Source organism: Microcystis sp. M165S2 (genome assembly GCF_020245885.1).
Lineage (GTDB): Bacteria > Cyanobacteriota > Cyanobacteriia > Cyanobacteriales > Microcystaceae > Microcystis.
Window position 1 is genome coordinate 1 of the sequence record NZ_JADBTZ010000227.1, and the last position, 12,376, is coordinate 12,376.

General features: G+C 40.0%; 7 protein-coding genes and 1 pseudogene. 1 reads left to right on the plus strand and 7 read right to left on the minus strand.

Annotated features, from left to right (window positions below; translation table 11 throughout):
* Positions 1 to 219: UPF0175 family protein (locus tag IM479_RS11605; RefSeq protein ID WP_287684195.1), on the minus strand; the 219-nt coding region annotated here is incomplete at its 3' end.
* 458 nt (positions 220 to 677) lie between these two features.
* Between IM479_RS11605 and IM479_RS11610 the strand changes: the two are divergent.
* Positions 678 to 902: pseudogene (locus IM479_RS11610) on the plus strand (nucleotidyltransferase family protein); the annotation flags it as partial.
* Positions 903 to 1,247: 345 nt separating this feature from the next.
* On the opposite strand, the gene IM479_RS11615 reads toward IM479_RS11610, so the two are convergent.
* The 6 genes from IM479_RS11615 to IM479_RS11640 form a co-directional block, all read right to left on the minus strand.
* On the minus strand, positions 1,248 to 2,285 hold the full coding sequence (locus IM479_RS11615; protein WP_287684196.1) for a fatty acid desaturase: 1,038 nt from the start codon (positions 2,283 to 2,285) through the stop codon (positions 1,248 to 1,250).
* A 739-nt stretch (positions 2,286 to 3,024) separates the two neighbouring features.
* Positions 3,025 to 4,062, minus strand: a complete 1,038-nt coding sequence (locus IM479_RS11620; protein ID WP_287684199.1) for a hypothetical protein — start codon at positions 4,060 to 4,062, stop codon at positions 3,025 to 3,027.
* Positions 4,063 to 4,106: 44 nt separating this feature from the next.
* Positions 4,107 to 7,136, minus strand: a complete 3,030-nt coding sequence (locus IM479_RS11625; protein WP_287684201.1) for a D-Ala-D-Ala carboxypeptidase family metallohydrolase — start codon at positions 7,134 to 7,136, stop codon at positions 4,107 to 4,109.
* A gap of 94 nt (positions 7,137 to 7,230) precedes the next feature.
* Complete coding sequence (locus tag IM479_RS11630; RefSeq protein WP_287684202.1) at positions 7,231 to 8,928, minus strand: SPFH domain-containing protein; 1,698 nt, start codon at positions 8,926 to 8,928, stop codon at positions 7,231 to 7,233.
* Between the two features lie 318 nt (positions 8,929 to 9,246).
* Positions 9,247 to 10,410, minus strand: a complete 1,164-nt coding sequence (locus tag IM479_RS11635; RefSeq protein WP_287684204.1) for a pyridoxal phosphate-dependent aminotransferase — start codon at positions 10,408 to 10,410, stop codon at positions 9,247 to 9,249.
* Between the two features lie 189 nt (positions 10,411 to 10,599).
* Positions 10,600 to 12,376, minus strand: a 1,777-nt coding sequence (locus tag IM479_RS11640; RefSeq protein WP_287684206.1) for a class I SAM-dependent DNA methyltransferase, incomplete at its 5' end; no start/stop codon positions are given.

Below are 12,376 nucleotides of genomic sequence, written 5' to 3' on the forward strand. Positions count from 1 at the left end.
CTTAATATCCTGTTCAAAATCTTCGACATCGTAGTGTACTGGAATTTGACGACTTGCCAGTAGGTGTTGAAAAGCAATACGATTCATTCCGGCAAATCGACTCGCTTGAGCAAGGGTGAGCTTCTCTTTTTGAAAGAGCATAACCGCAATTTCAGGCCTCATCTCAGCTTCAGTCCTGCGTGTGGCACTGAGAATTTCATCGGAGATATCAATACTCATGGCTATAAACCTATCTATCCCTTCCTATTGGAATAATATTATAACCTCCTTCATTTAGTCAGTTGAGGGTGTATTTTTGGCATAACTCTCTCAATTCCCATAATTTCAAGGAGGATGGTTTATCCTTTCATCCGATAGGTGCTACAATACAGATACAGGAAATAAAATTTTGATCAGTAGGGTAGAAGTCTTTTCCGTTATCTTAGAAGGTGAGCATCATGAAAAATTTAGAAGAAATTAAAGCGATTTTAGGTCAGGTTAAGTCCTTAGTAAAAGAAAAGTATGGTTCTTCCGAACTTACACTGTAGAAAATTCCTCAAGCTCCCTCTCTGCCCAGCAATGCTCTAAAGTTGATAAATATCAATCTAACAAAAACTCAAGGCCTTAGTATACAAGCTTTACAAGCATGAGTTGTTGATAGTTTTACATGGCAGGTTCGGTAGAGCCAAAAGTATTATGTCAGTGAATTAGGTATTTTTGGAGATTATGTAAAAGGAGAAGTGCAGGAAAATAGTGAAGTTAATATTCTGATAGATTATACAGAACCGCCTAGTTTACTAGATTTAGTAGATCTGGAATATTATGTAAGTGATTTACTTAAGCTAAAAGCGGATGTTATCAGTAAAAATGGCTTAAAAGGAAGAAGGAGAGAAAGAATTTTATCGGAGGTTATTTATGTATGACGCAACGGGAATTTAGAGATTTCTTGCAAGTAAAGTAAAACTCGATAGGTTGGGTTTCGCCTTTTGAGCCGATTGGTAATACCTGATCAATAATGATAGCTCAACCCAACCTACGGCTGAATCTTCATCCTTTGCCAATGAATCAAATAAAGACAAAGACTTTACCCCCAGTTTTGGCAACTATAGCAAATAATGGGTTATTTAGGACGCTTTCAATTTTCAAACTCTTATCTGAACAGGGTTTCAGCGATGGATTGTCCTAAGCACCTTGGTCTTTGCTATATTCTCGGTGTGAGAGGAGGAGGCAGATTTTGCTGCCGTTTCCTCCTGATATCTAAGACAGGATCAATTTTTGCGGTAAAAAATCTTACTGCCTTGGTCACTGACAAAATGACAATTGCGGTAGGACCGCCAGAGAGATTTGAAAATCGGTTCTTTCGAGACGCGATAATAGTCTCCTAAGACGGGACGGATGGCCTCGGTTGCTTCTTGGAGATGATAGTGGGGAATAGTGATAAAAATATGATGGGCGACGTGAGTACCAATTTGGTGATGGATGGGATTAAAGATGCCATAATCGCGATCGATGGTAGAAAGCGCCCCTTTGAGAAAGTACCAGTCTTGACCGCGATACCAGGGAATATCATCTTCAGTGTGGTGTAGGAATGTCACCAAGTCCAACCAAACCACAAAGACGATATAGGGCATGATGTAGTAGTTAAACAGAAACCAAAAGCCGTAGCTGATACCCACCCCGATTAATAGACCTAACATAAAGGTACAGCAAACGGTGCTAGTCAGTACCTGCCACCGTTCCGAGGGGCGAAAGAGGGGGCTTTCGGGCATAAAATGGGACCCCTGTTTATTAGGGGAACGACGGAAAAGATAAAGGGGATAAACAAATAAAATTAGCTGAAAACGAGCTAATTTTTCGTACCAAGCCATATTGTTATACTGGGTTTCCGTGACGGGATACCAACTTTCATCGGTGTCGATATTGCCGGTATTAGCGTGATGGGTGCGATGACTGATGCGCCAACCGTGGAAAGGTACGAGAATGGGAGTATGACTGAGATGACCGATTAAGTTATTTAACCAACGATAACGGGAAAAGGAACCGTGACCGCAATCGTGACCGACGACAAATAAGGCCCAAAACATGGTTCCCTGCATAAACCAAAAAAGGGGGAAGAACCATGCTTGATTAATCTGGTAAGTTATCCAGTAAAGTAGGGTAATGATGCCAATATCAAAAAAAAAGTAGGCTAAAGAGCGAAAAACGCTTGATTGGAAGCAACGGGCCGGGATAGCTAGACGGACATCCTGTAGGGTAAATGGCAAAAATTCTCTTTTTAGGGAGGGTTTAGGTAGGGTTTGGGACACTAGGTTATAACTCAAGATAGATGACAGGGCAGTATTGACGAAAGCTTGAGTAGCTCAAGTTTTTTTGTTTCTCGATGCGCTATCTTTTCTCTATCTCAGCTAGGAGCGGATAAGACTGAGCGATCGAGCGAATTTCGTCTAACTCACCAGAATTTTATTGTAGGGCTTAATGTAACTTAACAAAAGCCCCTAGGGAAAGTTAATCAGATTCTCCCCCTGTCTGTCCGTCTGTCCCCTTGGGCATCTATAAAGATGCAACTCGCATCGAAAAAGATTGGCTCTTCGGTTCGTGTTATGCAATGGACGAGGTTATAAGGGATTAAACCATTATAGAGAAAGACATTGCTGCGATTTTTGTCCGTCGGTTTTAAGCAAAATTTCTTGATGAGAACTCTGTTTTTATTGTTTATCTGCTTGTTTTGGGGTAAAACAATTCTTGCAGAAACCTTACAAACGAGAAATTTTATTGTCAAGATTACTAGGAATTGCCCCGAAGGCGAGGTAGTGTGCAACAATGTCTCATACACTGGAACAAGTTTAAAAACCGCAGAATCTATTAAACTTACTGGGAGAACTGTTTATCGTTTGTGTTCAGATAGAGTTACTCCCTGTCAATTTCTCGGCTATGAGTTTATTAATGGGAATTATCGTTATTTTGTCACAGAAAGTGGTATAATAAGAATTTATAAAAATGGCAGGCTTTTACTTGAAGAAAGTGGTTCATGGCAGGATTAATCGTTTAATCAAAACTGATTAAATTTTCTTTTAAGTAGGTATATAAGGATTGCAGGCGTTGTGTTTCACTTTCAGTGAGTTGGTCTCCTTTTCCTCTCAACTCAAAATATCGTTGTGTAGCTGTCGATAAGCGTATTGTTTTACCTAGTTCTTCTAAAGCACTAAAATAACTGCCAGATATATTTCCCGCATTGAGTTGATTGCCATAAGATTTATTGTAAGTCTCCAAGACTTCCGTTGCCAAGTGTTTCTCAATTTGACCCGGTGCCAAGATAATTCCTTTTTTGATATTGACAACAATGTAGGGACTTACTGGTTCATTACGAGTTGAAGTAATAGTACCATTCCGTTCCATTTGTAGGGATTCTAATTCAACTTCTTCAAAGAAAAAGGCATATGCTCCTGTCTGTAAGGGAGCTTCACCAATGTTGGGAAGGCGGTTCTGATCGCCAGGATAAAAAGCAAATTCTACAGTTTTTACTTGAGGCCTAAATTCCGCATCTAGTATTGTTTTGAGAATATTATTGACTCCTTCTAAAGCTGCTGTTCCTAAAGCTGTAAAAGGAACGAGAATGGGAAAAGTGCCGCCTACTTCACGAGCAACTTCTTGTAATGCTCCTGTCACTTGATCTAATTTTGAGTCTCCTAATCCCTGACAAAAACTACTGAATGATAAATATAGTCTTTCTGTTTTCTTGTCTTTTTGGAAATCTTCAATAATCGCTACATTTTCTGCCCAAGTAGTAAGTAAATCATGGGTCAGTCTATTCATATTATTAATGTGATTGAGGTAGTGAGCTTTAATGATAGGTTTTTCTATATCTCCTAATCCTATCTGACTCATTACAGCAAAATAATCATTACCCCATTGTCCAGCTTTATACTCTTCTCTATACTTACTATAAAGTTGATGTGAAATAGTATTTATAGAGACGGTAAAATCTTCAGAAGCAGCAATTAAAGCATTATCATCTTTAAGGAATGGATCGAGTAATGGTCCGGGTTCCGTAATCGGTACTCTGCCGATGGTTGTGAGTGTCATTTAAGCATCCTCCTAAGTGTATATTTATAAAGTTTTACATGGCATCAATAGTTCCATCTGACACCTTTTTCGCCTCCCGTTTTCCATCCCTTTCCATTGCGACAATCAATATGAACGAAGCCCTTTTTCGCCCCCCAACCCAATGCACCATACCAGTGTTGATCTACCCACTTTTGAAATTCAAACACATCTCCATGAGCAGGGCAAATATCGACCGCAGTTCCTCGGATATGCTGCGAGTTACTTACCCCTCCCACAGCACGATTGATTTGCTCAGGGCGATACCCAGAAGTGATAATAATGGGCTTACCGTAGTCAGTGCGAATCTTCTCCAACTCTCGCATAATCGTGAGTATGTTATTTTGCAAAGTGGTGTCGTGCGGAATGCGTCGGGGGTCGTTTCGTAAGTTTTCTCCTAGAGTGAAATGGGGGGTTAAATGGGTGGACATATCACTCCAATCTACATCTTTCGGAGTCAAAATTTTGGGCATTTCCCTAACCACTTCGACTTTGCTAACCTGATCGCTAGATTCTGTCGCTGCCTTGCCTGTTTCGGGCTTTGCGGCTAACTCTTCCGTATGTAAAGGTGTAGATGGTAATTGTTTGATAACTTGACAAGCTTTATCGTAATAACGTTGACGATCCGATAGTCCGTTATAACCACCATTAACCTTTTGTGTTACCTCTCTAACAGTTCCACCTCGATCGCAAAGAGCATTCATGTTATTATTCTTCCACCAAAATCCGGCACTGTTAAAAGGATAAACCTGAGCAACATAGCTATGTCCCTGCATCACGTTTTGATCCTTTATAAAGTCCGCAAATTTCTGATAATTATGCCGTCCAGTTAATTGAATAACACCAGCACCTTTATATTTACGACCATCACCGGGAGAGGTATTTCCTAAATTACGGCGACCTTCATAAGCACTACCACTGGCAAGTTCTTCCATCCAACGCAGTCCTCCACTTTCATGGGCTGTTTGGCTGAGGAAATGTCTAATTCGTGGCACTGTATTAATTTCAAATCGCTGTAAACAAGAGTTTAAGTCATTGAATTGTTGATCACTCATTTTACGTCCATAGACAGACTCAGCTTGCTGGCGAGTTACAATATTACCGCCTTGATGCTGACTTGATTCTGGCGCGGATACAGATGAGCGGCCATTGTCTTGGCTAGATTTTTGCCAAGGTAAATGCCAATGATCCGACCAAAGATACCAAATGCCAGCACCGTAGTCTAACTCCACTAGGCAATGTCCGTCAATTTCTTCTGAATACTTGAGGACGTTGTACTCTTTGCCCACAGGAACTTCTTTTTTCTCGTTTTCACCGAGTTGTGATGAATCAATAGGCTGCTTTTTCAGATAGGTTTTAGTAGTTGCCTTGATGATGGTATTGGGGGGCGCAATGAGCCAATTTTCGGGTTCTACCTTTGTAGTTGTAGCTGATCTTTGAATTGAGCGGGTGGCTGCGGCTTTGAGGGTTCCTCTATTTGTTAGGGAGAGGGCAGAAATTCTTGATAATTGGTCAATGGCTTCCCGCGCTGAACCATTTTTACTGGACTGGGGAACAGATGATAGTATTTTGTCTTCCCAAGGTAAGTACCAGTGATCTGACCAAATATACCAAATTCCCTGGCCGTAGTCTAATTCAACGAGGCAATGTCCATTAGATTCTTGTGAATGCTTGAGGATTTTATACTCTGTACCCACAGGAACTTCTTTTTTCTCGTTTTCACCGAGTTGTGATGAATCAATGGGTTGTTTTTTCAGATAGGTTTTAATGGTTGCTTTAATCTTTGTATTGGGGGGGGCAGCGACCAAATCTTCCCGATGCTGGGTTACTGATAACGTTGAAGTGACAGGTTTCGCCGCCGCAGAAAGTTGAATTTTATCAAGTAAGGCTTTTCCGTTAGTCTGTTGACTTACCCAATCTTGATTTTGGATAAGCCAGTTTTTTATGGAATTATTTCCCCCATCTACTCCATCACTTTCATACTCGTCAATAGCTTGTGCTAGTCCTTTCCTCTGCTCAACAGCAAACAAATCTTTTAAGATATCATCCCTTGATTGAGAATTGCCAAGGCCAATTCTGGCGATCGCCCGATTCATTTCGTACTTCCAGCTATCTCCCTCCGTTGATGACCCCGGTATTCGTAGTTCGATGGCGCGATCGAGATAGGAGATGGCTTGGTTTAAATCAGGAGGCTGTGAACTGATGTAAGCATAACCTAACTCTGCATTATACGAGGGATTATTGTTATCACTGGCTACCAGAGCCTCAAAAATCGGAATTGTTCTATTGACCCGATCTTTAAATGTTAGAGTTCTCCTTCCCAAGCTACGGGCATCATGGGCAAGATTAAAAGTACGTTCTTTAACATTCTCACTAGCGGCTTCAAGTTTCTCTTGGAGTTCTGATAATTCGGATAAATTTAGCCCTTCTTGAATCTGTAGGTTGACTAGATCGAGGATGTGCTTTCTTTCTTCGAGTTCTTTTGCCTGAGATTCTGCTTTCTCTTTGGCTAGGTCAGCCGTTTCTATACGGTTAATTACCTTACTTAATGCCGCATCTAGGATGGCTTTACCGCCGTAGCCGCCCACCAATCCAGTGACAAAAATTGTGATTTCCAAGCCAGGTTTTCCAAGTTCCTGGGGTAAGAACTTATAGGCAATAAGTGACCCACCTATTCCAACAAAAATTTCTCCCAAAAAGCCGGGGTTGAGATTATTGGGATTTTTCTTACTCCAAGACGGCAATTCTAACTCGCCGTCAAGTAATATGGAGTAAAGTAACCCGCCTAATGCCCCAGCCAATACCAGACTTAGATAGAGAGGATTTATATTTATATTTATATTTTTGAAGAAACCAATAATATTAATGGCTTTGACGACTTGGATACACTCTAAGGTTCTTTTTGGATCTGGTGGACAGGGAGACGTAGTTGTAAGACTGATTAACCAAGCAAAGCCAAGAGCCATACCAAGTCCCAAGAAAAAGGTCAGGAGGAAATTAATAGCTTTGGGAATGGGAGGAAATGTTAGGGGAGGTTTTTGTTTTGCTTTTTTCATGAATTTAGACTCCAAAACTCAGTTTGTTTACTGTTGAAAAATTATTTTTATTGGCAGGGATTAATGGGCTTAGATGACTCAATCTCGCTGTTACTTATACGCCAGAATTATCCTGTCCGTTGCTGCTATCGTTATTCAAAGAGCGGAGCGATTTACCTAATAAATCTCCTAACTTACCATTTAGTAAAGATTGGATCAGTAACATACCACTGGTGGAAAGCATCAACTTGTTAATCTCTTCTCCATTTCCATTGGGAAAAGTATAGATATTGGAGTCTCCCAAAATCCCTGCTTGGGGAGCTAATGCTTTGGCAATTTCAACAACCTGGGGTAAATTTTCTATTAATTGAGGTGCTAGATCCCGAACCATTTTAGCCGTGCGCTCGGCATCCGTAGCCGGTATGAGATGGTAACGCTTGCCTTCTGCTTCTGCCAAACGTTCGATAGTTTTTGCTTCGTTCTCCACTGACTCTGCGGCTATTTCCGCTTGCAGCTTCTGGCGTTCTGCTTGGGCTTTTTCAATTGCTGTAGTAACAGCTTGTTCTGCTTCGGCGCGTTCTATTTCTGTTTCCAGCCGTTCTTTTTCTTTACTAATAATCGAGATGGTTGCAGCAATTTCTCCCGTTTCTATTTCTTGATTGACTGTTGCTTGTTTTAAGCGAAACGTTTTATTTTTCTCAATTAAGTCTGTGTCTTGTAGGAGCTTGTTAAGTTGAATTTCAATCTCTGTTTTGTGTTTGAGGGATTCTAGCTCTTTTTTGTCGTTTAACTCAGCAATTTCGAGCTTTTTCTTTAAAGCTAATTCAGAGGTTTCAATCGCCTCCTGTAGTTCTTTTTCTTTTTCATTTTGGTATTTTTCTATAATTAGCTCATGATCAGTCTTCCTCTTTTCGACTTTTTCCAGTGTTTCTAAATTTTTCAAAGATGTTTCTTGATGTATAAGCTCTTGATTTTCCAGTTCAATCCCTATCTCTAATTCCTTTATTCTTATATCTCTGCCTTTCTCTAATTCCTGTTTTCGTATTGTTTCTTCCGTATCTAATTCCTGTTTTCGTATTGCTTCTTCCGTCTTTAACTCTTCCGTACGAGTTGCCAGAATTGCCGGTTGAATAACTTTTGTTCGAGCCTCAACTGCCTTGGCATCGAAATAGTTGTCAGCAGTATAGTTGGCACTCTCTTCAACTTCACCAATAACGATATCTCTAACAGTTAATCCTAGGGGATTTAGGCAGTTACCAAGTATAGTTGTCGCTTCTTTTCCCACCTCTGTGCGATTTGTATGCAGATAGTCTAATGTATGTTTACTGGCACTTCCTCGTAGGGCGGTTTCGGCGCGTTTTTTAACAGCTTTTTCTACGGCTACGGTTGAAATACTGTCTTCTTCTACCAAAAATTTTTGAGCCTTTTGGTTGTCTTCTTTTGTGTCGGCAATATAGACATAAATTGTCGCTTGTACACTGGCTCGTAAATAATCCTGAGTACGAATATTTGATACTTCTATATCAACAGCAAATTCTTGGGATCGAATCGTGTCTGAGTCTGGTTGTGGTTCAGTCCATACCTTTAAACCTCCAATAATTTTGTCTTTTTGCGACCACAAAGAAACCAGTATCAAAGTAACTACAACAGTTACTCCTATCGGCACTAAAGGGAAACTGCTGTTACCTGACGGTGGATTTGATCGGGAAGGATCAGGGGAAGATTGAGCGACAATAACAGGCTCTGTTTGGCTGGGTTGTACTGCTCTCATATGGTAAAGATTCAGATCAGGAAATTCCAGCCATTTTAACATTTATGGTTTTTCGGTAGATAATATGTTAACAAAAATTTATAACCGTTTAGGGGTAGAGCCGTTTCATTTAACCCCATATTTCGAACTTCAGTCTTATTCTTTTTATGATAAGTTTAACTTATATAGTAGTGATCGATCTCTGTGTCCTTTGTGTCTCTGTGGTTCGTTCCACGCACTCGTCCGCAAGACCGTATCTTATAATACATTTTACCCACCAAACCCGGGAGAGCCAACGGATTTAGTATTAGAGATAATTGGCTGTTAAAACCGAAAAAAAGGGGTAAACAAAATTCACCCCCAACAGAGAAAGTAATAATCCTACAAAGTGCTGATAAACTTATCAAGGCGATCGAGTCCTTTTTCAATCGTCTTTAGGTCTGTAGCATAGGAAAGACGAATACAATCATCAGCACCGAAAGCAATACCGGGGATAGCGGCTACTTTTTGGGTTTCGAGGAGTTTCTGACAGAAATCCCCTGATTTTAAACCAGTTTGACTAATATCGATAAACACATAAAAAGCACCGTTGGGAGTAGGACAATCGAGTCCTGGAATTGCTCGCACTCGTTCTAAAATATACTGTCGGCGCTCGCTAAAAGCTTTGACCATTTCCTCGATGCAATCTTGGGAACTCGCCAAAGCAGTGATCGCACCGTATTGGGCAAAAGTGCAGACATTGGAGGTACTATGACTTTGGATCTTAGTCATGGCCTTGACAATTTCCACCGGTCCTGCTATGTAACCGACGCGCCACCCCGTCATCGAGAAAGCTTTAGCAAAACCATTACTAATAATACTGCGCTGAAAGATTTCCGGACCAAAAGAAGCGATACTGCGGTGAATTGCGCCATCGTAGAGGATTTTCTCGTAAATTTCATCAGAAACCACTAAAATATCCTTTTCAACCACAATTTTTGCTAAAGCGGCGATTTCTTCAGGAGTATAGACAATGCCGGTGGGATTAGAGGGAGAATTGAGGACAAATAACTTAGTTTTCGGTGTAATTGCCGCTTCTAGCTGTTCGGGGGTGATTTTATACTGATTCTCTAGGCTAGTGTTGACGATAACCGATGTTCCCCCCGCTAATGTCACCATTTCAGGATAACTCAACCAGTAGGGTGCGGGAATAATTACTTCGTCCCCCGCTTCAATTAACGCCATGATTAGATTGTAGAGAGACTGTTTACCCCCATTGGTAACGATGACATTATCGGCATTGTATGCTAGTTGATTATCCTGCAGCAATTTCTCGGCGATGGCTTTTCTTAACCCCGCTTCCCCAGCAGCCGGTCCGTAGCGAGTTTTTCCCTCATCGAGGGCCTTTTTCGCGGCAGCTTTGATGTGAGTGGGTGTGTCGAAATCTGGCTCCCCGGCGCTAAAACTACAGACATCTTCGCCGTTTTTCTTCATTTCCTTGGCCAGGGAGTCGATAGCTAGGGTAAGGGAGGGGGTAACTTGATTGACTCGTGACGCTAGTTTCATGGTATTTTACCCTGACAGGGCTTTTCTGATGACCTACACAACCTTTAGTATTGTCCATTACCTCGATTGTTCTGGGTGTTTTTTTATATAATCTCCGGAATTGCCTGGATTGGGGATGCGGATGCGGATGGGGTGATGGGGAAGTGGGGAGGGGGGAGAACAAAGCTGCCTTTTGCATGAGTGCCTTCGTTATTGAGGATGTTTTCTTTTCGTGGTTTTTTGTTTGCTGGTAGAGAGTAAGGGAGTGGTTAATTTTTCATAGAGTTCAAAGAGGTATTCAATACGGTTTAATTCACTGGTAAAGGGTTGGGGACGATAACACAAATCAACGGCTTTGTCAAGTTTTTGGTGAGCTTTGAGCAAGTCGGGAGGCATGGTTAAAGGATCGTATAAATCCGCAAGGCTACTATCAGGATATTTTACCCTAGTATCTAGCACAGCTTGAGCGCAAGTCTCGACGGTTTGTTTTTGTTTGTCGGTGATATTTTCTGGAAAAGGAAAATTATTATAAACAATATCTTTTGAGTAACGATAATCACTTTTTAATCTTCCACACACATATTTAAACCATGCCATGTGCATTTCTGAAGTTAAGATACCAAATAAATATAGATTTGCATTAGGAATTAATAAAACTTGATCGTTACCAATCACATTTTTATTCATAAAACCTATTGGAATATATTTTCTTCTTTCAGATGAAACACGGGGAACAAGTAAATAATTCGTTTCGGGTTGTGCTATTTGACAGAATAGAGTAGGTGTCGCCGCAAATTTACGAGTAGAAGCAGCTTTACTTTTTAATCTAAAATTTTTAACCTTATCTACTTTTTTTATGACTTCTGGTAATGTCTTTAAGTCCCTGGGAGAAATATCAAGTAACCATAGACAGTAGCGACTATAACCATTAATAAATTCTTGCGCTCCTGTATAAGGTCTAATCCATTTTTCTGCCTTCGGCTCTAATTTTAAAAATTCTTCTTTTTCTGGTTCTGTCAAAATAAAATTACCACCATCTCTTGGCATACTACCAAAACGCATTAATGGAATATTAGATAAAGGAAAACTTCGATTATAAATAATGATATCACTTCCATCAACCAAATAGGGATTAATATTATTAGACTGAACAACTAATGATTCACCTTGAATATTTTCATAATCAAATAGTATTTTATTTGTTATATTAAAACTTCCAAAGCCAATAATTACACAATGAACTGCGGCGTTTCCTTTTGCCTCATTACTCCATTTAAAAGTACGATGGGCAAAATGAATTTTTAACTGATATTTTTGAAAAAGAATATTCCAAAGTAATGCAACTTGCTCCCCTTGAGATATAGAATTTGTGGAAACAAAAGAAACCCTGATTCTATTGCCCTGAATTATTTGAGCAGCCTTAATATACCATGCACACACATAATCTAAAACGCCTATTCCTTTCTCACCGTCGAAAACATAAGCCATATCATTCCTTTGCTGTTCGTTCATAATCATCGCACCAACAAAAGGAGGATTTCCTAAAATAAAATTGAGCTTCTCTTTTGATATAACTTCCTCCCAATCAATCCGCAAAGCATTTCCATTAACAATCTTTGCCGCTTTCTTTAATGGTAAACGCAGAAAATACTGACCAAAAGTATTACTAACCTTAATATTCATCTGATGATCAATTAACCACATTGCCACCTCAGCAACTCTTACCGCAAACTCATCGTATTCAATACCCGCAAACTGATTGACATCTACCTGAATAATAGCACTAATATCTGTTACTAACTGTCCCGTTTTATTTAATTCCTGTAATACCAAAATTTCTAAATTGCGTAACTCACGATAGGTAATAATTAAAAAATTGCCGCAACCACAGGCAGGATCAAGAAAATATAAATTAGCAATCTTTTTGTGAAATTCTAGTAATTTATTGCGATTGCCTTTAATCTTCTCAAATTCTCTGGATAAATCA

Coding starts and splice junctions, on each gene's coding strand:
- IM479_RS11635 (WP_287684204.1), bottom strand. CDS start 10,410: ATGAAACTAGCGTCACGAGTCAATCAAGTTACCCCCTCCCTTACCCTA.
- IM479_RS11620 (WP_287684199.1), bottom strand. CDS start 4,062: ATGACACTCACAACCATCGGCAGAGTACCGATTACGGAACCCGGACCA.
- IM479_RS11625 (WP_287684201.1), bottom strand. CDS start 7,136: ATGAAAAAAGCAAAACAAAAACCTCCCCTAACATTTCCTCCCATTCCC.
- IM479_RS11630 (WP_287684202.1), bottom strand. CDS start 8,928: ATGTTAAAATGGCTGGAATTTCCTGATCTGAATCTTTACCATATGAGA.